20 protein-coding genes are annotated in these 20,763 nt (G+C 44.3%); 9 read left to right on the top strand and 11 right to left on the bottom strand.

The genetic code is table 11. The features are described from left to right. Both ACTXGO_RS02720 and ACTXGO_RS02725 read right to left on the bottom strand, forming a co-directional pair. Nucleotides 1-662, bottom strand: a 662-nt coding sequence (locus ACTXGO_RS02720; RefSeq protein WP_443573304.1) for an AMP-binding protein, incomplete at its 3' end; no start/stop codon positions are given. A gap of 162 nt (nucleotides 663-824) precedes the next feature. Beyond that, nucleotides 825-2,258, bottom strand: coding sequence for an MFS transporter (locus ACTXGO_RS02725; RefSeq protein ID WP_435950870.1), 1,434 nt, complete (start codon nucleotides 2,256-2,258; stop codon nucleotides 825-827). 91 nt (nucleotides 2,259-2,349) lie between these two features. Between ACTXGO_RS02725 and ACTXGO_RS02730 the strand changes: the two genes are divergently transcribed. From ACTXGO_RS02730 to ACTXGO_RS02740, 3 genes are all read left to right on the top strand, one after another. Beyond that, complete coding sequence (locus ACTXGO_RS02730) at nucleotides 2,350-3,300, top strand: dienelactone hydrolase family protein (protein WP_443541546.1); 951 nt, start codon at nucleotides 2,350-2,352, stop codon at nucleotides 3,298-3,300. Between the two features lie 71 nt (nucleotides 3,301-3,371). Continuing rightward, nucleotides 3,372-4,115: a hypothetical protein gene (locus ACTXGO_RS02735; protein ID WP_443541548.1), complete on the top strand. Its 744-nt coding sequence runs from the start codon at nucleotides 3,372-3,374 to the stop codon at nucleotides 4,113-4,115. A 186-nt stretch (nucleotides 4,116-4,301) separates the two neighbouring features. Beyond that, nucleotides 4,302-5,048, top strand: coding sequence for a hypothetical protein (locus tag ACTXGO_RS02740; RefSeq protein WP_317199328.1), 747 nt, complete (start codon nucleotides 4,302-4,304; stop codon nucleotides 5,046-5,048). A gap of 97 nt (nucleotides 5,049-5,145) precedes the next feature. Here ACTXGO_RS02740 and ACTXGO_RS02745 read toward each other — a convergent pair whose 3' ends face one another. From ACTXGO_RS02745 to ACTXGO_RS02760, 4 genes are all read right to left on the bottom strand, one after another. Next, a complete protein-coding gene (locus tag ACTXGO_RS02745) occupies nucleotides 5,146-5,652 on the bottom strand; it encodes an Rrf2 family transcriptional regulator (RefSeq protein WP_443541723.1) in 507 nt (168 codons plus the stop codon). A 72-nt stretch (nucleotides 5,653-5,724) separates the two neighbouring features. After that, complete coding sequence (locus ACTXGO_RS02750) at nucleotides 5,725-6,978, bottom strand: NnrS family protein (RefSeq protein WP_443541550.1); 1,254 nt, start codon at nucleotides 6,976-6,978, stop codon at nucleotides 5,725-5,727. A gap of 142 nt (nucleotides 6,979-7,120) precedes the next feature. Beyond that, entirely contained in the window at nucleotides 7,121-7,558 is a 438-nt protein-coding gene (locus ACTXGO_RS02755) for a DUF3429 domain-containing protein (protein WP_443541551.1), read from the bottom strand. A gap of 38 nt (nucleotides 7,559-7,596) precedes the next feature. Continuing rightward, the gene (locus ACTXGO_RS02760; protein ID WP_443573305.1) at nucleotides 7,597-8,943 is read right to left on the bottom strand and encodes a DASH family cryptochrome; all 1,347 of its coding nucleotides are present in this window, start codon (nucleotides 8,941-8,943) and stop codon (nucleotides 7,597-7,599) included. Nucleotides 8,944-9,097: 154 nt separating this feature from the next. Between ACTXGO_RS02760 and ACTXGO_RS02765 the strand changes: the two genes are divergently transcribed. Then, nucleotides 9,098-9,328 (top strand): hypothetical protein, encoded by a 231-nt coding sequence (locus ACTXGO_RS02765; protein ID WP_317199324.1) that lies wholly within the window; start codon nucleotides 9,098-9,100, stop codon nucleotides 9,326-9,328. Between the two features lie 91 nt (nucleotides 9,329-9,419). Here the strand turns inward: ACTXGO_RS02765 and ACTXGO_RS02770 are convergent, their stop codons facing one another. Further along, nucleotides 9,420-10,904, bottom strand: a complete 1,485-nt coding sequence (locus ACTXGO_RS02770; protein ID WP_443541555.1) for an aldehyde dehydrogenase family protein — start codon at nucleotides 10,902-10,904, stop codon at nucleotides 9,420-9,422. A gap of 223 nt (nucleotides 10,905-11,127) precedes the next feature. On the opposite strand from ACTXGO_RS02770, the gene ACTXGO_RS02775 reads away from it, so the two are divergent. The 5 genes from ACTXGO_RS02775 to ACTXGO_RS02795 all read left to right on the top strand — a co-directional run bounded on the left by ACTXGO_RS02775 (nucleotide 11,128) and on the right by ACTXGO_RS02795 (nucleotide 15,792). Beyond that, nucleotides 11,128-11,766 carry a TetR/AcrR family transcriptional regulator gene (locus ACTXGO_RS02775; RefSeq protein ID WP_443541557.1) on the top strand — a complete coding sequence of 213 codons (639 nt, stop codon included), beginning with the start codon at nucleotides 11,128-11,130 and terminating at the stop codon, nucleotides 11,764-11,766. Nucleotides 11,767-11,960: 194 nt separating this feature from the next. Next, entirely contained in the window at nucleotides 11,961-13,178 is a 1,218-nt protein-coding gene (locus tag ACTXGO_RS02780) for an iron-containing alcohol dehydrogenase (protein ID WP_443573306.1), read from the top strand. Nucleotides 13,179-13,278: 100 nt separating this feature from the next. Next, on the top strand, nucleotides 13,279-14,328 hold the full coding sequence (locus ACTXGO_RS02785) for an NADP-dependent oxidoreductase (protein ID WP_443541560.1): 1,050 nt from the start codon (nucleotides 13,279-13,281) through the stop codon (nucleotides 14,326-14,328). A 95-nt stretch (nucleotides 14,329-14,423) separates the two neighbouring features. Beyond that, nucleotides 14,424-15,101 (top strand): type 1 glutamine amidotransferase domain-containing protein, encoded by a 678-nt coding sequence (locus tag ACTXGO_RS02790; protein WP_435950856.1) that lies wholly within the window; start codon nucleotides 14,424-14,426, stop codon nucleotides 15,099-15,101. 61 nt (nucleotides 15,102-15,162) lie between these two features. After that, the gene (locus ACTXGO_RS02795) at nucleotides 15,163-15,792 is read left to right on the top strand and encodes a glutathione S-transferase family protein (RefSeq protein WP_443541562.1); all 630 of its coding nucleotides are present in this window, start codon (nucleotides 15,163-15,165) and stop codon (nucleotides 15,790-15,792) included. Nucleotides 15,793-15,894: 102 nt separating this feature from the next. On the opposite strand, the gene ACTXGO_RS02800 is transcribed toward ACTXGO_RS02795, so the two are convergent. The 4 genes from ACTXGO_RS02800 to glmM all read right to left on the bottom strand — a co-directional run bounded on the left by ACTXGO_RS02800 (nucleotide 15,895) and on the right by glmM (nucleotide 20,632). After that, nucleotides 15,895-17,238, bottom strand: coding sequence for a D-arabinono-1,4-lactone oxidase (locus ACTXGO_RS02800; RefSeq protein ID WP_443573307.1), 1,344 nt, complete (start codon nucleotides 17,236-17,238; stop codon nucleotides 15,895-15,897). Beyond that, entirely contained in the window at nucleotides 17,226-18,404 is a 1,179-nt protein-coding gene (locus ACTXGO_RS02805) for an alanine racemase (protein WP_443541566.1), read from the bottom strand. Before ACTXGO_RS02805 ends, ACTXGO_RS02800 begins: the two co-directional genes overlap by 13 nt. 187 nt (nucleotides 18,405-18,591) lie before the next feature. Next, entirely contained in the window at nucleotides 18,592-19,236 is a 645-nt protein-coding gene (gene pdxH / locus ACTXGO_RS02810; protein ID WP_443573308.1) for a pyridoxamine 5'-phosphate oxidase, read from the bottom strand. A 34-nt stretch (nucleotides 19,237-19,270) separates the two neighbouring features. After that, nucleotides 19,271-20,632 carry a phosphoglucosamine mutase gene (gene glmM / locus ACTXGO_RS02815; protein WP_435950853.1) on the bottom strand — a complete coding sequence of 454 codons (1,362 nt, stop codon included), beginning with the start codon at nucleotides 20,630-20,632 and terminating at the stop codon, nucleotides 19,271-19,273. Between the last annotated feature and the right edge of the window lie 131 nt (nucleotides 20,633-20,763).

Here is a 20,763-nt window from a genome sequence, read left to right on the forward strand (position 1 = left end):
CCGAGCGTTGCCGCCTCTGCCATGCTGTGTAACACCAGCTGACGATGACTAAAAAATACGCCTTTAGGGTCACCTGTCGTGCCTGAGGTATAAAAGGTGGTAGCAATAGTGTTTTCATCGAAATCTGGAAAGTCAAACTCTTGGCTTGCCGTCTCAAGCAGTGACTCGTACTCGCCTGCGACGCGGCTTTGATTGTCACCAAATACGCCCTCGACGGTCATGCCGTTGTCATCGAGCCAGATGATATGCTCGATACTTGAGTTTTCGAACTGATAGTCTTTGACTAGCGCTGCAAATTCAGAATTCACCATGAGCACTTTGGGTTTGGCATGGTTGATGGTGTACAGCACTTTTTCAGGAGACAGGCGTACGTTGACCGTTTGTAGAACATACTCAGACATCGGTATCGCAAAATAAGACTCAAGATAGCGATGCGTGTCCCAGTCCATAACTGCGATAACATCGCCTGCCTTAAGGTTGAGATCAGCAAGCACATTTGCTAGGCGATTGATACGCGCAAACAGATCGGCATAAGTCATACGCGCCTTGTCAGCGTAGATAATCTCTTGGTCTTGTGAGACGGTCTTGGCGCGGTTTAACAGCTGTTTGATGATAAGTGGATAGTCGTAGGCTAAAGGGGCGCTATTATAATGATTTGACATAGATGAGACATCCTTGTTGTTTTAATACAAAAGTGATAGGTGGATTAAATGGTTCAAACTAGAGACTAGTTATTATAAAAGTCAGTTATTACAAAAATCAGGTTTAATATCATGCTATGAAAAAACTTAGTTGATGTAAAGGCAGCTTGCGTAAACATGTTTTTAGTTATGTGAAGCGCTACGCACAGGCGCTTTGGTTTTGACCATACCAAATATAGCGACAAGTAACCCAAGTAGTTGCACAAATAACAACAGCCAGACAGTACTCGACCATCGACCACTAGCATATGCCAAGCCGCACAGCCATGCGCCCAATGTCCCGCCAGCATAGTAGCTCATATAATATAGCCCTGATGCTAGTGAGCGACCTTGTTTTACATTGACCGCAATGTAGCTTATCGTCGCTGACTGAGTTATAAATACCCCTGTTGACATGATTGCTAAGCCAACGATAATGCCCCAAAGCGGTGATAATAATGTCAATAGCACTCCTATCATAGAAGCGACAACCGCTACTCGCACCGTTCGCGCCGCGCCAAAGCGTCGTAACAAAGTAGTAGATATAGGTGTGACGATGACGCCTATCAGATACACCGTGAATATATTGGCAAGCTCACTACTACTGAGCGCATAGGGATAATCTGCCAAGTATAGGTTGATAAAGGTAAAACAGCCAACCAAAGAGAAGAGTACGCAAGCGCCAAGCATACAAGCGGTGACTACGTAACGGTCTGTCATATGCGCTGCTAACGTTTGCATAGCGGAGCGAAACTTTGGGTTAGCGACGAACTGACGCGAGGCAGGTAGCATTTTGCCTACCCATAGCGCACCAGTCAGGGTCACGAGTGCCATCGAATAATAGGCGGCGCGCCAGCCGATCATCTCATCTAAATGCCCCAATACAAATCGGCCCATAAAGCCGCCAAGCACTGAGCCTGAGACGTAAAAAGACATCAGCTCCGCCATAGCGCGGCTCTCAAACTCTTCACCGATGTAGGCGATAATCACCACGGTGATGCCAGGTACAGACAATCCTTGCATAAATCGCCATGCGCCCATCCATTCAATACTAGGGCTTTGCGCGATTAATGCTGTTGGTATCGCTAAAAATAACAGAGCCCCAACGATAAGTGATTTGCGCCCAATCGCATCAGAGAGCATACCCAAAAAAGGCGACATGATCGCGATCGCCAAAACGGTAGCGCCAACCACCATGCCAAGCTGTACCTCACTTGCACCAAACTCAATCATAAGAACCGGCAAGATGGCTTGGATGGAATACACTTGCAAAAATGCAAAGACTCCGATAAGCCCAATCGTCAGCTTTAGAATCAGTGACGGCGAGTCTGATTGCGGATTTAATGGTGACTCAATGCGCTTAGAATTATCTTGCAGCTGGATATCATGACGAGTTTGATTCACGCGAGCACTCAAATTGTTATCGATAATAAAGGACTTGCTAGTTGAATCGCCAACAAGGAATAGGGTGAGAATATAGAGCCGTAGCGAGACTTTTACAGCCAATGCTATAAGCGCGCCATAGTAGCATAGTGCAAGCTTTGCTCGTGTGAGCTCACGTATTAAAGACGTAAGCATCTCAGCACTACAAAAGTATGTCTGTTATTATTTTGCTTAATAAAATGATATGTGCGCCCAAAACCGTGCAGCCCTTACTAAGAACGCTCAAATGATTACATACTCGCTCAAGCTTAAAGCCACCATTTTAGTAGCGGCTTTTGTTTGCACTATGACCGCTTATACTCAAAGTCCAATGGACGCTGAGCTCAATCTAATGGATGTTGAGCCTAGTCCAATGGACGCTAAGCTTAAGTCATCGATTGCAGGATCAGCTGCTTGTATTGCTGATAGTGAGATCAGCGCGGATAACATGACGCAGACTCGAGGCAACGGCCCTTTTACGGTGATGACCAAACGTGTACCGCGCAAGCGTGCACAAGGTTTTGGCGGCGGTACGATTCACTATCCGATTGATGCCAATGGTTGCGGGCCTTTGGCGGCGATTGCCGTTGTACCCGGTTACGTGTCTTATGAGTCCTCTATTAAATGGTGGGGACCGCGTCTGGCGTCTTGGGGCTTTGTTGTTATTACTATCAATACGCATTCTATCTACGACAAACCCGACAGCCGAGCTGATCAGTTAAGCGCCGCGCTTGATCATGTTATTGCTGATAGTACAGTAGGATCGATAATAGACCCTAATCGCTTAGGTGCTATCGGCTGGTCAATGGGCGGCGGCGGGACGCTAAAACTAGCAGGCGAGCGTGATGCCATTCGCGCTATTATTCCTGCAGCGCCTTATTATGATAAGGACTACGGCACAATAAAGACGCCTACCCTAATTATCGCTTGTCAAAATGACCGTATCGCCCGTAATGAGAAATATACTAATATTTTTTATAACCATGCGGCGGGGCCTAAGATGAAAATCGAGGTCAATAACGCCAGTCATTTTTGTCCCAGCTACCGCTTTAACGAGAAACTACTGAGCACACCTAGTATCGCTTGGATGCAGCGCTATCTAAACAATGATAAGCGTTTTAATCAGTTTTTATGCGGCAATAAGGACTACAGTCTAAGCCCTCGCATCTCAGCTTATGATTATGCACAGTGCTTGTAATTTTGTAGCGCTAGTAAACAAATACAATTTGTAAGTAGCAATACCCACACACAATTTAAGGAGCACTATTTATGAAAGATCAAATACACGACTTAGGCGCAGGATTTTGGAGCATTCGCGGCTCGTTTGTCAGAAGCGGCATCATCGACATAGGCAATCAGACCTCGTTAATACAGCTAGCATCAGGGAAGTTTATTTTTTTAGACAGCTATACCTTAACTGGTGAGGTACGCGAGCAAGTCATGGCGCTCACTAACGATGGCGCAGACGTTGAAGCCGTATTAAACGTGCATCCCTTTCATACTGTGCACTGTGAGCAGATGGCAAAAGATTTTCCGCAGGCAACGTTTTATGGCAGTAGCCGCCATCCTGAACAAGCGCCCAAAGTCGACTGGTCAGAGGACTTGGTTGAAAGTGATGCGGTGGCCAAACGCTATCCTGAGCTAAAATTTTCTGTACCCAAGGGCATTCACTACATTGCTCCTGATGATAGCGTTCATGCCAGCTCGTTACTTGTCTTTCACCCTGCTAGTCAAACGATACATGTGGATGATACTTTTGAGATCCCGCCGTCAAAGCGTTTTAATGAGGTACAAGCTGACTTAGACTTTCATCCAACGACTATCAAAGCGCTCAAAGAGGAGCCTGACGCAGGCAAACAGTATGGCGATTGGGTAGCGCAGCTCGCTCGCGACTGGCGCGAGGTGCGTAACTTTTGCGGCGCGCACTCAGGTTTAGTCGTTTTTGAAGACGGTCAATTTGAGTCGGCACTCCTAGCGACCTTAGAGAGAGCTCGACCAGAGCTTGAGGGCTAATAGCTAAGCTTTATACTTAATAATCAAAAAGACTATCATTATCGATGGTCTTTTTAATCACTAGGGCGTGACTTCTCTACAAACTCATATCTTTTCTATAACAGACTTGTCATTTAGAGTCAGTCATACTCTCCAAACAATTTTTGGTAATGATTTTTAAAATTCATATATAAAGGAGCAAACCGTATGTCAGATAAAATAATCGATTTAGGCGCAGGATTTTGGAACATTAGAGGCAGCTTTCGGATTGGCGGCGTGCTGAACATTGGTACTCAGTGCTCACTCATTAAGCTTGAGTCAGGACGCTTTATCTTTTTGGACAGTTATACCTTAACCGAAGAGGTACGCGAGCAAGTCATGGCGCTGACTAACAAAGGCGCAGATGTCGAGGCTGTTTTAAACTTGCATCCGTTCCATACCATACACTGCGAGCGTATGGCAAAAGACTTTCCGCAAGCGATATTTTATGGCAGTAGCCGCCATAGCAAACAAGTCCCTGAGATCAATTGGAGCGAGGATTTAGTCGAGAGCGATGCCGTCGCACAGCGTTACCCTGAGCTCAAGTTCTCTATGCCGCGCGGTATCGATTATATCTCAGCCAATGAGATGATCCATGCAGGCTCCTTACTCGCCTATCATCCTGCCAGTCAAAGCTTGCATGTCGATGACACTTTTATGAGTCCACCGCACAAGTTATTGGAGGGGATACTGCCAGAGCTTATGCTACATCCAACTACCAAAAAAGCACTCAAAGATGAGCCTGATGCAGGCAAGCAGTTCTGTGATTGGGCAACCGATATTGCTCACGAGTGGCGCGATGTCAGCAACTTTTGTGCGGCACATTCAAACTTGATTAAGTTTGAGGTGGGCGGTTTTGAAAAAGCATTATTAAAGGCAGTAAGCAAAGCCCGCCCTAAGCTTGAAAAGGCGTAACTAATATAAGTTAAATACCAAAAAAAGAGAGCTATCAATATGGGAGCTCTCTTTTTTATGAGTACTAGGTTATAAAGTGATTAAAATTTAAAGAGTCTCAAAACAATAAAGTCGCAAGCTTATCTTTATTGATAATAATATCTGCCAAAGTATATTTTTCAAGAACCGTAATAAACGCCGTTAATGCTTCAAAAAACACCCCTTTGAGCTCGCATACTGGCGTAATCACGCAGCCTACAGATTTATCGACCTCTTCATTGATAAGGGTGATTGGCAAACCTGTCGTGCGCGGCTCTCTATTATCACTGTTGGCTGGCGTAGCAAAGCACTCGACTAACTCAAAATCAGGCTCTATCTGTTTAATCAACAGCCCTAAATTGATGTCTTTAGGCGCGGCAGCCAGCTTGATTCCGCCGTTTTTACCGCGCACGCTTTCTATATAACCCATCTGTCCTAGCTTATGAATAATTTTGGTCAAATGGCTTTTAGAAATATCATAGCTGCCGGCGATATCACTGATGTTGGTAAGCACATCAGGCTCAGACTTGACTGCTAAATAAATCAAAGAGCGCAGCGCATAATCACTATAGTTGGTCAGTCGCATCATGTATCCTACTAAATGTTACCAGTCTTATTGTTCAAACATCATTGCTCAAACCTTATTGTTCAAACCTTGTTACCCAAATAACCCATCAGGTCTAGGACGAGCAAGCATGGGTAGATAACTTATGCAAAATAGCACAAAGCAGGCAATCCACGCGCTTTGAGCGATCATAATCCAGAGCAGATAATGACTCATATCCGTAAGCGGTAATAGTACTCGGCTCACAAATACCAGTACCATCAGACCATACATGATAGGCACAGTTTTGGGCGGCTGATGAATATTGCGTCCCGTATGCCCAAGCGCTACCCGCGTCATCATCGCTACCGTCATCATACCAACCCCTGCAATCGCAAGGCCATGCATCGCAATACTATGCGCGTACCCAAGCCAAGGCTGCAATGCGTACAACAAAAAACTCAAACACATACCCGTAAAGGCAATATATAACGACCAGAGCAATGGCTTTTGCCAAATCCCGCGGTGATACCAACCGATTAGGCGTACGATATTGACCACTGCCACACCAAGCGCGGTGACCGTCAGCAAGTACTTGTTAGGATAAAATACATCCACGATAAAAAAGGCTAAAAAGAATAAAAGACTGGCGATATCTTGCACTTTGCTATTACGTAAGGCGACAGTTTCTTTAGTGCCCTTATCATTGGTCACGCTCAGACCACGCTCGATAAAAAAAGGCACCACGCGCCGACCTATGGTCAACACCAAACCGATAATTAAGTAAAACCCTAAGTAGACCCCTACTCTAGTCGTATTCATGTCTGCACTGATAATACCCCAATAACACAAGGCGTTGCCCAAGGTTAATAGCGCCAGTTTAGCTAAAATACCCATTTGCTTGTACTGCTTGACTTGCAGTACGGCTCGAAAAATTGCGTAAGCCATCAAAATCATAAACAATAAATCAAACACAGCGCCGACATATAACAACGATATACTCGTGCCCGCCATTGTCATACCCAGGCCAAAGGCAAGCCAGCACAAACGTGCCAGCAACCAACAGCTAAAGATACTGAGCAGCTGGTAGCCATGCGGCATCATCACCCCTGTCCAAGTCTTGACCGCTGTCAGCAAAAACCCCGCAACCACTGCTAAAGCATAGCCATAAATCATTTCGTGACCGTGCCAATACAGCGGATTTAGAACCTGCGCATCGATATCGGTATGACCGGTGAACACAAATGACCATAGCATCATCATCACTACGGCAAACACCGCTGCTGCACTAAAGAAAATGCGAAAGCTCAAATTCAGAATAGGATGAGGCGAGCTTGGTGGCTTGCTAGGTAAGTTGATAGATTGCATAACTGTCTGCTTAAAATGAAGTTTATAGAATTATCTTCAAAGATTCATTTTAAATGAATGTTATAAAGTAAACAACGGTGTATCGTCGCTTATTTGAGATTTATCCTCCTTGCCTTAGCAAGGTTTAGCTCTTAATGACTCCTTATAATTGTAGCGCCGACAGCACTAAAGAGATCACTACTATTAATGTCACGTATTTTCTAACTTTTAGATAATTAGCAGTGATAATTTGAGCATCTCTTAAACCATAGTCAATGACCAATAAAGCGATAAATGCGCTGATCAGTAACCAGATAAATCCAACACTCGATAAGGTTAAGAACCCTAGCCACAAGAGCAGCGCGATAATATTGCTAAATATAGGCAATCGAACTGCCCAAGGGTTATTATCTAGCAGACTTACATGATTGCCCCAATGCGCACCTGCCATAAAAGAGGCGATGACAAGTCCATAAGCGGATAGAATCTCGGCAGTCGTACCAAGCGCGATGACCGCATCGATACCCAAAGTAATCATGATGGCACAAGCGATAAATGGGATCGTACCTGCAAAAGTAAGATAAGGACTAGGCTTTTTCATAATTGATACTTGTAAGTTATTTGCACGAATAAAACTATTTAAGACAACCATTTATCCATAAACACGCCATCTGGATCGTGCTGCTGCGTTTGTTTTTTTAGATTGAACTGACGACAGCCTCTAGGATCAGCGCCAACACCAGCTAGGTACTGCCAATTGCCCCAGTTACTGCTGACGTCATAGTCGATCAGCTGCTGCTCAAAATAGGTCGCACCATAGCGCCAATCTAGTCCCAACTCGTGAATAAAAGCGCTGGCAACCAGCTGGCGACCTCGATTGGACATGTAACCGGTGCTATTTAGCTGCTTCATACAGGCGTTGATAATCGGATACTTGGTCTCGCCATTTTGCCACTGCTCAAAGCGCTGTTTATTGTGACGATTAGACGGCGATTGCTGGGTGATACCTTTAAATAAAAACAAATCCTTGTCATGAATGACGCCATACCAATAAAAATACTCGCGCCATAACAGCTCAAACCATATCCAATAGGTTGAGTCATTAGCGACCACTTCTTGCTCATACTGACGCAAACGGTTTAATAGAACCTTGACCGACAAACTCCCATTGGCAAGCCATGGCGAGAACTTGGTTGAATGACCCCAAGTATCAAGAGCATTACGTGTAACCTTATAATCACTTGGCGCATCTGACTCAAAGTAGACGTTTAAGTGCGCTAATGCTTGCCCTTCTCCGCCTTTAAAGTTCGGCTCTAACTGCACAGAGTCATCAAAGGTTTTGGGCTCAAAGACATAATCGCTACTACTTAGTGTTTTAGGTACAGGCGGTAATCTAGCAGGCGTTTGACTGATTACAAGATCCTTATGAGCACTTAATAAATCATGCTCGTACTCTACTTTTTTGCGAAATTGAGTAAAGCTTTTGGGTAGCTCTTTGGTTGGCATAGACTTAAAAAGCGTCGCGGTTGATTCGCAGTGCCATTTGATATGAGGGTATCTATCTTGCAGAGCCTTATAAGCTAAGTTCTGAGCATAATCTGCGCTGTCACTGACACAAATATCGCTCACTTGCTGCGTTTCAATAAGCTCGGACAATGGCGTAGTGCTTGAATCTTGATGAACACTTTCTTCGTTTAGATATAGCAGTCTATTGCCTAAATCTTGAAGCGAGGCATCCAAATCTGCCAAACTCTCCGTCAAAAATTGCTGGCGCGCCAAACCCTTCTTAGCAAAGTGATAAGCCTGTCCCCAGTTTGGCGTTACGCTGTCAGCGAGTTTCGATGCGTAAGCGAGCAGTAAACATCCATTATCAGCTAATCTGGCAGCAGTACACAAAGTTTGATTGTCATATACTCGCAAATCATTATGAAACAGCATTAATACGACTTTATTATCTGACTCATCCCTTGCCTGCTCGTTTGTCATACTTATCCTTTAGTATTCAAATATCTCTTTTTAATTACTATAATAGTAAAATCAAAAAACACCGTATAAGGCGTGTGAATTGTTGCAATTTTTTACCTAAGTATTGACTAAAAAGAGCGCGAGTGATTAGATGATGGATACCTAGGAGAATGACATGAACGAAGACAGTGATCCTGTAAAAAAACGCAAAATAGTCAATCGCTTCTTGCAACAATTAACCCGCGATGAACCACAAATGTATTATGCAACCACCTCTGAGATTGCCCGTAGTATCCATTTGATGATAAAAGAGCACACCAATCGCCTCTCTGTTGAAGAGCAAGCTTTGGTACGCCGAATGACCATGAAAGATATTGAGGTTATGCTAGGTTTTACTTTAAAGTAGCCCTAAAGCAAAAAAGACCGCTATCGTAGCGGTCTCTTTATTTGAATATAGTAAAGTTTAACGATAAAGCAATCAGTACCTAAAAGTGCTTTCAAAACGGATAATCGCGCGGCTCATGCTGAACTGATATCCAGTGCAACGTAGTGAACTCTTCTAGTATCCACTCACCATTAAAACGACCAAGACCCGAATTTTTCTCACCGCCAAAGGGCGCATTGCTCTCATCGTTTACCGTAATGTCGTTGATGTGAGTCATGCCAGCTTTGATACCACGAGCAAATCGCAGACCTTTTTGCATATCTTCGGTGAATACAGCGCTTGATAGGCCGTACTCAGTATCGTTGGCAAGTGCTAGTGCCTCGTCCTCGTCTTTGGCACGTATGATACCTACGAGTGGTCCAAATATTTCATTACGGAACAGATCCATATCAGCCGTGACCTCAGTAAACACATGAGGCGGCACCAGTTGACCCTCAATCTCGCCACTGATGATCAGGTTAGCGCCTTCATCGACCGCTTTCGCGATTTTATCCTGTAACGACTCGAGCTGGTCTTTATTAATAATAGGACCAATAGCTGTATCTTCACTATTAGGATCACCCACCTTTAACGTTTTGGCATGCTCAGTAAAACGCGAGACGAAGTCATCATAAATGGCGTCTTCAACGATGATACGGTTGATGGCAATACAGATCTGCCCTTGATGTAAAAATTTACCAAAGACCGCCGCTTTTACCGCGTTATCTAGGTTGGCGTCTTTGAGCACCACAAATGGATTATTACCGCCCAATTCTAGCGCTACTTTTTTGAGATATTTACCACTACTTGCCAGCTCGCCGATATGCTTGCCTACAGGCGTCGAGCCTGTAAATGATACAAGTCTTGGTACATCATGAGTGACCACAGCATCGCCAATCTCACTACCTGCGCCGACAACGACATTGAGCAAACCTTTAGGTAACCCTGCTTCTTCAAATATCTTGGCAAGTAACAAGCCGCCTGTGACTGGTGTATCGCTTGCTGGTTTGAGCACAACTGCGTTACCAAGCGCAATAGCAGGTGCAATCGAGCGCTGGGTTAAATGAAACGGAAAGTTCCAAGGACTAATTACCGCTATAACGCCGATAGGCTGTCGATAGACGAAGCTTTCTTTACCAGGAATTTTGGATGGGCGAGTCTCACCATGCACACGATTTGGCATCGTGGCGGCCTCTAGAGTGATAGCACGCGCAGTCCCAAACTCTACCATCGCTTTGATACGGGTGCTGCCCGACTCCTTGATAAGCCAATCAACGATCTCATCTTGGCGCTGATCAAGCACTTCAACGACTTTGTATAGTAGCCCTGCACGCTCAGCTGGCGTCTTTTTCGCCCATTCAACTTGCGCTTTGCTTGCCGCTTGATAAGCCTCATCAAGTTGATCTTCTGTCGCCTGCTGGATCTCTACCAAAGTCTCACCATTAAAAGGGTTAGTATCGGTATTGACACTATTATCTTGACCCTCGATCCATTCTCCAGCAATGAATTGACGGTCAAAATCGCCATAAATATTCTGCGTATTATTATTGTTTGACATATAAATCCTTATTTAAGTAATTGTTTTAAAAGACTAGCATCAGATAAACATCTATTCTTATCAACTCATATACTATATCGATTGAATCTAATTTGCTAGACGACTGGTCTAATGGTATCATAAGGGATTTAAAAATAAGAATAATTCTATATCCAATACTGTTGAAAAAACGTAACGCTTTCTTATTCTTTGCTTATACCACTTTATGGAGGACATATATTTTATGTCTACAATTAACACGCAACCAAATAATAAACTGTCAACAACTACCTCCAAAGCAAAATCAGTAGATACCAAGGATCATCTGTTAGAGATTGGCTATCAGATACTTGCAAAGAAGGGCTTTAGCGCAGTTGGTATCAAGCAGATATTAGATACCGCAGGCGTACCCAAAGGCTCTTTTTATCATTATTTTGCCTCAAAAGAAGCCTTTGGTGAAGCGATTATCAGCCATTACTTTGAAAACTATAAAGTGCGTCTTGATACTATTGGCGCTTTAGATAATAACGCTCAGCAAAAGCTTTATGATTATTTTCAAGGGTGGTATGACACGCAGCAAAATGGCTGCGATCACGAAAAATGCTTGGTCGTAAAGCTCAGCGCAGAAGTCGCTGATATATCAGAACCTATGCGCATTGCGTTAAACGCAGGCTATCAGCAGACTATTACATGGCTGGCAGAGCAGATTAAAGCAGGCTGGAGTGATGGTTCAGTACCAAAGCCTGATAACATTGCAGCTGAGAGTATGGCCAAGCGCTGGTACTTTGCTTGGATTGGCGCGAGCCTCGTTGCCAAGATCAGTCAGACCAATACGCCACTGGCAGAAGTATGGCAAATGACTACGTCACAACTGGGTCGTTAACGGTACATTCAGTGATCAGTTGACACTTAGTTAAAGTATAAAAGGATTAGACGATATAATTTATTTATGAGAGCGTTTTGTAAAAATTACTAGACGACCGGTCTAATTTATATACAATAGCCATAGTTGAAAAACAACCGTTCTTTCAAATTTAAAATATTTGACAATTTTGTTCGATGTTCCCTAGGAAATTTATGAAAAACTTTCAATATTACAATCCAGTACGTATCGTCTTCGGTGAAGGCCAAATCGAACAATTAGCAGATTTGGTACCCAACGATGCCAAAGTACTCATCACCTATGGTGGCGGTTCAGCTGAACGCACAGGTACTTTAGATGAAGTCAGAAAAGCGTTATCAGCGAGCGGAAATCGCGAAGTCTTTGAGTTCGGTGGTATTGAACCAAACCCAGAATTTAATACTTTGCTTAAAGCCGCTGATATGGTGAATGAGCATAACATTGACTTTCTATTAGCGGTTGGCGGTGGTTCAGTCATAGATGGTAGTAAGTTTGTCGCGCTCGTATCGTCACTCACTGACCAAGATGGCACAGTCTCACGTAAAAAAGCATGGGATGCGCTCACCAGCTACACCAGAAATATCAACTCAGCAATTGATTTGGGCGCAGTACTGACCATTCCAGCAACGGGCTCAGAGATGAATTCAGGCGGCGTGGTCAATCACAGCGAACGTCAAGCCAAACTACCTTTTGGTAATCCACTCGCCTTTCCTAAATTCTCAATTTTAGATCCGACTAAGACGCTCACTCTACCTGAACGTCAGGTAATGAATGGTGTTGCTGATGCCTTTGTCCATGTGATGGAGCAATACCTGACTTATCCAGTCAATGCAAAAGTACAAGATGCCTTCGCTGAGAGCTTACTTAAAATTCTGATTGAAGAAGGCGCAGCGGTTAAAGCTGATCCTGAGAATCTAGAGACCCGTAAGAATATTATGTGGACAGCCACCATGGCACTTAACGGCCTAATTGGCACGGGTGTACCACAAGATTGGACGACACACATGGTGGGTCATGAGCTCACGTCATTACATAGCATTGATCATGCTCGTACCCTTACCATTTTATTGCCATCAGTCTTGCGCGAGCTAAAAAACAGTAAAAAAGACAAATTGCTTCAATACGCGCGTAACGTCTGGGCTATCGATAGCAATACTGATACCAAACAAGACGACGATAGCATCATTGAGACTGCTATTGTTAAGACTGAGAACTTCTTCCGTAGCCTTGGTCTGCCAGTTAGCTTAGCAGACGCTGAACTAGATGAGTCTGCGATTGACCCAGTCATTAAGCAGTTAGAGGCGCATAATATGGTAAAACTGGGCGAACATGGTAACAATGACTTAGAAGTATCACGTCGTATCTTAGAGCGTTCGTTAACCAGCGTCGCTTAGTAGTTATAAACCTAGTAGTCGTAAAAAATATAGTAGCCGTTCATAGTGAGTGGCTACTACTCTAAAATCTTAAAATAATAATGAGCACAAGGAGCACAAAATGAGCTTTGATAAACAACAAAATGATAAAACAAACCGTCAAATTAAATTGGCTAGCCGCCCTCATGGTGAACCAAAAGCTGAAAACTTTGATCTCGTGACTACTGATATACCAACGCCTAATGATAATGAGATGCTACTACGTACTGTCTATTTATCCTTAGACCCGTATATGCGCGGACGTATGAGCGATGCTAAAAGCTACGCTGATCCGCTAGACGTTGGCGACGTCATTGTCGGTGGTACGGTCGCTCAAGTCGTAGAGTCTAACCTTGATAAATTTGCCGTTGGTGATCTGGTGGTATCAAATTCAGGCTGGCAGGATTATAGCGTCAGTGATGGGATAGGCGTACTGAAACTAGATAAAGAAATGGCTAACCCCTCTTATGGTTTAGGTGTGTTGGGTATGCCAGGCTTTACTGGTTATATGGGGTTGACGGATATCGGTAAACCACAAAAAGGTGAGACGCTGGTCGTCGCTGCAGCAACAGGTCCAGTTGGTGCAACGGTTGGTCAAGTTGGTAATCAATATGGCGTACGCACTGTCGGTATCGCTGGTGGTAAAGACAAGTGCGACTTCGCTGTCAATGAATTAGGCTTTGATGTCTGTATTGACCACAAGGCGGACGATTTTGCCGAGCAACTAAAAGCTGCTTGCCCAGATGGTATCGATATCTATTATGAAAACGTCGGTGGTAAAGTATTTGACGCAGTCCTACCTTTATTAAATGCTCATGCTCGTATTCCAGTATGTGGTCTGGTCTCACAATACAACGCCACTGAACTACCTGACGGAAAAGATCGTTTGGGTCTATTATTCCGCCATGTACTAAGCAATCGCTTAACAATTAAAGGCTTTATCATTCACGAAGAATACGGTGACCACTTCCCCGAGTTCCTCAAAACGATGAGCAAATGGGTAGAGTCAGGCGCTGTAAAGACCAAAGAATACGTCGCTGAGGGTCTAGATGAGGCTCCAAATGCCTTTGTACGCATGTTAAATGGCGAGAACTTTGGTAAAACCGTCGTCAAAGTAGCTGACGTTGAGTAACTTACGCAACGTAGACTATGTTAAAAAATCAAATGAGCAAAAAAGTGCTATGTTAAGTAGCACTTAGTTAAACAACAAACAATCTAAGGATAACTATGAATATTTTAATGGTACTCACTTCACATGATGAATTAGGCGATACAGGTAAAAAAACGGGATTTTGGTTAGAAGAATTTGCCGCTCCTTATTATGCTTTTCTTGATGCAGGTGCAGACGTTACGCTAGCCTCGCCAGCGGGTGGTCAGCCGCCGCTAGATCCAGGTAGTGATACGCCCGATAATCAAACTAAAGATACTAAGCGTTTTAAAGATGATAAAGAGGCACAAGAGCATCTTGCTAACACCAAAAAACTGGCTGACGTAAAAGCACAAGACTTTGATACTGTATTTTATCCAGGCGGTCATGGCCCATTATGGGATTTGGCAGTTGATAAAGATTCTATCGATTTAATCGAAACTTTTGTCAAGCAAGATAAGCCAGTTGCCTTTGTCTGTCATTCTCCTGCTGCACTCAAAAACGTCAAGGTTGATGGCGAGTACTTAGTGAAAGGTAAAACGGTAACGGGCTTTACCAACACGGAAGAAGACGCAGTTGGTCTAACCGATGTCGTGCCCTTCTTAGTAGAAGATGCGCTAAAAGCCAACGGCGGCAACTATGAAAAAGCAGCTGATTGGGAATCGTTTGTGGTCGAAGACGGTCTTCTTATTACAGGTCAGAACCCAGCGTCATCAGAAGAAGCCGCTAAACGTCTGATTACCAAACTTCAGGGTTAGACTTCGTTTTTGATTCATCTGTACAAAATTAAAAGCTCAACACTATTAAAAGGTTAACACTATGATTCGCTTACATCATCTTAATCGCTCGCGCTCTTTGCGTATTCTTTGGCTACTTGAAGAGCTCGGCGAGCCTTACGAAGTGATAAGTTATCAGCGCGATGCCAAGACCAACCTTGCGCCCGATAGTTTAAAATCAGTTCATCCGCTTGGCAAATCGCCGGTTATCGAAATCGATGGTGAAGTGGTCACAGAGTCTGGTGCCATCACTGAGTTGTTAATTGAGCGTTTTGCGCCTGAGCGTTTGCGCCCTGCAACAGATAGCAGTGATTATGGTCGCTATCTTGAGTGGATTAATTTTGCCGAAAGCTCGCTGATGGTGCCTTTGTTGCTTGAGTTGTTTACGACAAAGGCAGGTATCACCGATAGCAAGTTCTTAAATGGTTACATTGCAGCTGAGAAACACAAGCTGCTTGGCTACCTAAATGACGAAGTTAAAGGCAAAGCGTTTATCGTTGGCAATAAGCTCTCTGGCGCTGATTTTATGTTGTCGTTTGATTTAATTATGCTAGCAAAAAATGATGAGTTAGATGACTATCCGCATATCAAAGACTACGCGATGCAATTAGCGAGCTTAGATAGCTATCAGCGTACAATGCGCTTAGAAGCCAATTATGATGAGTCAAAGTAATAGTCATAGCAAACAGTAATTTAGCGTAAGTCATTAAATAAAAGCGATCTGTCATAGATCGCTTTTTTTATTTTGCAATTTAGTTCTGTAGATTAAAATCATTTAAGAAGAGGCATGACCCAAGAATTTTTGTTCAAGCCAGCGATTCATAAATACATTGTCTGGATCATATTCATGGCGAATCTGCAAAAACTGATCAAGTTTGGGGTATAAATGTTGTAGCTCAACATGACTAAGCTTATTGACTTTACCCCAATGCGGACGACCCTGCCACTTTTTCATATACTCGTATAGCCAGTCAAATAAAGGCTCAGAGTCCATCCCTTTGTAGACGTGAAAGGACAGTACCGCACAGTCCTCACCTTGAGTTGCGCTTAGCATGCCAGTCTCACCCTTATGGGTGCGCACCTCTATCGGAAAGTGCGAGCCTTTATTGTCCTTGAGCAATATATCGTTGATTTCAGTGATACATGCCTCAAAATCTGAGAGGGCAATAAAATATTCTGACTCGTTAAATTTGACCCCGCGCGGTGTTGGAAACACTTCATAGCTATAGCCCTCACGCTTGGTATTTGGAATAGAGCTTGCTGATATTTGACTCACCTTTTGCGTGAGTGACGGTTTCATCCTTGCCAGCTCACATAGCACATAAAAAGCGCCATTAAGGGTGATCGCGCTATCGAATTTATCTTTGAGCTTTTGCGTACTGCTCATCGGTTTTGGCTCTATGCCTGACAAGGTTTTTTGCTGCAATTTATTGGTGCCTGGAAACAAAAACCATTCTAAATGCCGATGAGCATGAGCCGTATCATCGAACCTTGCCAACCCCTCTTCAAAATCAAGCACTTCGTTGCGCTCTTGCAATCCGTATAAGTCCACGACTTTTAGCGTTAATTTAGTAAAGACGCCTAGCATACCAAGGCTGGCATGGAGGGCATTGCCCAAATCGTCTGTTTGTGGATTACCGCGCTGATGAGTGTGTACCTCCCCTGTGCCATCGACCCACTCCCAAGCCACGACCTGATTGGCAATAGAGCCAAGGGTCAGCCCTGTACCATGCGTCGCCGTACTAGCAGCGCCTGCGATGGTCTGTGCTTGCACATCCCCCATATTCTCTAGTGCCAGACCATGCTGTTTTAAAGCCTTGCCAATCTCGTATAGATAGGTTCCTGCGTGCATAGTTGCGAGCTTGGCCTCCGTATCTACCGAGATAAGCCCGCGCATATTGTGCAGACTGATAGCAATCTCTTCAGGTTTGGCGCAGCCACTAAAGGAATGCGCCGCACCCGTCACTCTAACGCGCTTATTATTGCGCCTTGCGCTTTTGATAATATCTTGTAACTCTGCAACCGAAGATGGCGCAAGCTTTTGCTCAGGCTCTGCTGTGACGTAACCCACCCAGTTTTGCCAGTTACTATTGCCGTGCCACTGCCTTAATGAAAACATTTGCCCTCTCCGCGGTAGGTGGTCATCAACTGTACTGCGTCATCACTGTAGCAAATAAGCGTATTGAAATGCTCACATAGCTCGCCGGCTTTGGCATGACGGCACCAGACCGCGTCACCAATGTTGATATTCTTTGCAAGTGGTTTCTCTACTCTCATAGGGGTTTGCACCTCGCCGAACCCTTCCTCTTCTCGTATGGTTAGACCAGGTGGATAATGCACCACAGGCGCTTTATCTACTCCTGTTGCACCAGAGGCAATAAAGCCGCCGCCATGACAAGTAACAACTCCTTTTTCAGGCTGGCGCGTGACTGGCAGTACAAATCCTGCTGCTGGCTGAAAGCCGCCCATACTCTCCATATAATCAAAATACGCCGGCTTATAATAGGCTGAGCCTACGGTGATTTCGGTAATTTCAGGCTGGCTTGCGGTAAAGTCGATACTACCACTACCACCGCCATTGACAAGCGCTAGCGGATAGCCTTGCTTTTTTAACCACTTGACGATTGAGCCGCGGCGCTGGATGACTTGCTTTTTTGAGCGTTTTTTGAGGAGCTTGATAGCTGGTGTCAATAACGTTTTACCCGGTACATACTCAGCGACGCCTGCAATTTGCGCCTCATAACCCATTGCCGCAACGAGATTCACATGGGCTGATTTTTTGATATGTTTAAGTAAGGCTTTAACCGCCTTTTTAGTCATTAAGGCCGAGCGCTTAGTACCAAAATATAATTTGGGCAGTGACATCGACATATTGATATCGAAGCAGACATCGACCTTGACGCCATGCGATCTAGCTATTTGATTGAGCGCATCAACATGCTCAGGGCGATCCACCATCCATATCATGGTCGCGCCATTTTTAGTGTACTCAAAGGTGTTAGCCACGCTGATCATATCTAGTGCCGGATAAGCACAAAGAATATTGTCAAAGCCATTCTCAAGCAAATAAACTGATTCATCAGCCGCATAGGACATAAGACCAATAAAGTTAGGAGAGTTGTCTTTAATGTAGTTTAGGACATCGATAGAGCGAATAGACTTAGTAGCCAAGCGTAGATTGACCGCTTGGGACTTTTGGTTGACCAGTGCGATATTATGATCAAGGGCGTCCATATCGAGCCAAGCGCTCGGCGCTTTAGGCGCGGTAATACTAGCAAAATCCATTTTGCTCTCCGTATATTTTTATTTACCCATGGCGTTAAATCGTATGCTTTTACAGTTTAAATTAAAAAAATAATAATGCAAAGGATCAACAAAGTTAAGTATAAACCCAAAATAGCCCAAGATTGACTTAGGCTATTTATACTTTTAAACCTTAAGTTATACTTTTAAAACTTAAGCTATTGCGCGTTTACGGCAATAAACGTTTGGTACTCCAATCGGCGTCATCACCTTTAGTATAGACAATACGGTCGTGCATACGATTGGCGCGGCCCTGCCAAAACTCAATCTTTTCAATAGTAATCTCATAACCACCCCAAAACTTGGGCGTAGGCACTTGCACGTTTTCAGGATAATCGGTTTTTAGTTGCTCAAAGCGCTCTTCCATAACCGCACGATTAACTACCTCGCCGCTTTGCGGCTCGCTAACCCATGCCCCAACTTGACTGTCATGCGGACGCTTTTGAAAATAAGCTGCAGATTTATCCGCTGCTATCTTAGCGATAGCGCCACTAATGCGCACTTGACGCTCCAGCTCATGCCAAAAAAACAACACCTCAGCATTAGGGTTCTCTTTTATATCCTCGCCCTTAGCGCTCTCGTAGTTGGTATAAAAGATGATACCTGTGTCAGTAATCTCACGCAGCAAAACGATGCGTACGCTAGGTTTCATATCAGTGCCACAAGTTGCCAAACTCATCGCATAGGGCTCTTGTACCTTTTGTTCAAGTGCTTGACTCATCCATGTTTTGAGTAGCTCAAGTGGCGACGCTGGTATATCGTTTTGATCCAGCTCACCTTTTTCGTAAGATAAACGTTGATCGGTAAAATCCATGCTCATGATTCATCCTTTTTTAGCTGTTTTATAGTTAGCCCAATACGGCTTTGATTTTATCTGCCAAATCGTTTGCCATGACATCGCACTCTATCTCGTCATCAGATTCAACCATGACTCGAATCATAGGCTCAGTACCTGATTGACGAATAAGCAGACGACCGCGGCCATTGAGCGTTGCACGCGCTTTGTCAAACTCTGCGACCAACTCATCATATTCAAACGGGTCTTTCATATCAGACAGACGCACATTGACCAGTTTTTGTGGCAGAGAATTAAAGCCATCGGTCAACTCGCTCAATGCTTTGTCTTGCGCTTTCATCACAGCCAAAACTTGCAGACCTGCTATAATAGCATCTCCTGTACGGCTCTTATCTAAACACAAAATATGACCTGATGGCTCACCGCCGAGTATCCAGCCATTAGCCTCCAAGTCTTGCATGACATAACGGTCACCTACTTTAGCACGGCTAAAGGCAATACCATGTTCTTGTAGCGCTAGCTCCAATCCCATGTTGCTCATCAGCGTCCCTGCGACGCCATCAGCTTTATTTTGCGCCTGAGTGGCAAGCACATAAATAATACCGTCGCCGTCTACCAGCTTGCCCTGATCATCGACCATAACGATACGGTCACCATCACCGTCTAGCGCTATACCAACATCTGCGTTGTGATCTATAACCGCCTGTTGCAGCCCTTTGGGATGAGTCGAGCCGCAATCGGCGTTGATGTTCATACCATCAGGCGTATGATGCATTGCAATGACGTTAGCGCCAAGCTCGCGCAATACGCGAGGCGCGACGCTATAACCGGCCCCATTAGCGCAGTCGACGACAACGGTGATATCACTGAGATCATACTGATAAGGAAAGCTGCCTTTACAAAACTCGATATAACGACCTTTAGCATCATTAATACGGCTGGTTTTGCCTAGCTGCGCAGGGTCATGAATAGGCATCGGCACCTCATCATCCGTCTCCATGATCGCTTTCATTTTATCATTGATAGCATCTTGTACCTCATCAGAGAGTTTTTTGCCATCAGCGGAGAATAGCTTGATACCGTTATCATAATAAGGGTTATGTGAGGCAGATATGACTACGCCAGCTGCCGCGTTGAAGCTACGCGTTAAGTGAGCGATACCTGGCGTCGGTAATGGGCCTAGCATATGAACGTCGACGCCCGCGGCATTAAATCCTGCTTGCAATGCTCCTTCAATCACATAGCCTGAGAGCCTTGTGTCTTTACCAATGATCACGCTAGGTCTACGTGCAGGGTTAACATTACCCTCGACCAGCACGCGACCGGTGACATAGCCTAACTTCATAATAAAATCTGGAGTAATGGGCAGTTGTCCAAATTTGCCTCGAATACCATCTGTGCCAAAGTAGCTCATTGCCTTTGTGTCCTTTTTCTTATATTTACGATAACGTACAAGATATTGAATAAAACCACATCTGTCTACTCAATAAATTATTTTGTAAAAAAAAGCCAACAACGAATTAGCATTGTTGGCTTTTTAGGTTT

Source organism: Psychrobacter sp. T6-1, from assembly GCF_052258445.1.

Coding starts and splice junctions, on each gene's coding strand:
- ACTXGO_RS02725 (WP_435950870.1), bottom strand. CDS start 2,258: ATGCTTACGTCTTTAATACGTGAGCTCACACGAGCAAAGCTTGCACTA.
- ACTXGO_RS02730 (WP_443541546.1), top strand. CDS start 2,350: ATGATTACATACTCGCTCAAGCTTAAAGCCACCATTTTAGTAGCGGCT.
- ACTXGO_RS02735 (WP_443541548.1), top strand. CDS start 3,372: ATGAAAGATCAAATACACGACTTAGGCGCAGGATTTTGGAGCATTCGC.
- ACTXGO_RS02740 (WP_317199328.1), top strand. CDS start 4,302: ATGTCAGATAAAATAATCGATTTAGGCGCAGGATTTTGGAACATTAGA.
- ACTXGO_RS02745 (WP_443541723.1), bottom strand. CDS start 5,652: ATGCGACTGACCAACTATAGTGATTATGCGCTGCGCTCTTTGATTTAT.
- ACTXGO_RS02750 (WP_443541550.1), bottom strand. CDS start 6,978: ATGCAATCTATCAACTTACCTAGCAAGCCACCAAGCTCGCCTCATCCT.
- ACTXGO_RS02755 (WP_443541551.1), bottom strand. CDS start 7,558: ATGAAAAAGCCTAGTCCTTATCTTACTTTTGCAGGTACGATCCCATTT.
- ACTXGO_RS02760 (WP_443573305.1), bottom strand. CDS start 8,943: ATGACAAACGAGCAGGCAAGGGATGAGTCAGATAATAAAGTCGTATTA.
- ACTXGO_RS02765 (WP_317199324.1), top strand. CDS start 9,098: ATGAACGAAGACAGTGATCCTGTAAAAAAACGCAAAATAGTCAATCGC.
- ACTXGO_RS02770 (WP_443541555.1), bottom strand. CDS start 10,904: ATGTCAAACAATAATAATACGCAGAATATTTATGGCGATTTTGACCGT.
- ACTXGO_RS02775 (WP_443541557.1), top strand. CDS start 11,128: ATGTCTACAATTAACACGCAACCAAATAATAAACTGTCAACAACTACC.
- ACTXGO_RS02780 (WP_443573306.1), top strand. CDS start 11,961: ATGAAAAACTTTCAATATTACAATCCAGTACGTATCGTCTTCGGTGAA.
- ACTXGO_RS02785 (WP_443541560.1), top strand. CDS start 13,279: ATGAGCTTTGATAAACAACAAAATGATAAAACAAACCGTCAAATTAAA.
- ACTXGO_RS02790 (WP_435950856.1), top strand. CDS start 14,424: ATGAATATTTTAATGGTACTCACTTCACATGATGAATTAGGCGATACA.
- ACTXGO_RS02795 (WP_443541562.1), top strand. CDS start 15,163: ATGATTCGCTTACATCATCTTAATCGCTCGCGCTCTTTGCGTATTCTT.
- ACTXGO_RS02800 (WP_443573307.1), bottom strand. CDS start 17,238: ATGTTTTCATTAAGGCAGTGGCACGGCAATAGTAACTGGCAAAACTGG.
- ACTXGO_RS02805 (WP_443541566.1), bottom strand. CDS start 18,404: ATGGATTTTGCTAGTATTACCGCGCCTAAAGCGCCGAGCGCTTGGCTC.
- pdxH (WP_443573308.1), bottom strand. CDS start 19,236: ATGGATTTTACCGATCAACGTTTATCTTACGAAAAAGGTGAGCTGGAT.
- glmM (WP_435950853.1), bottom strand. CDS start 20,632: ATGAGCTACTTTGGCACAGATGGTATTCGAGGCAAATTTGGACAACTG.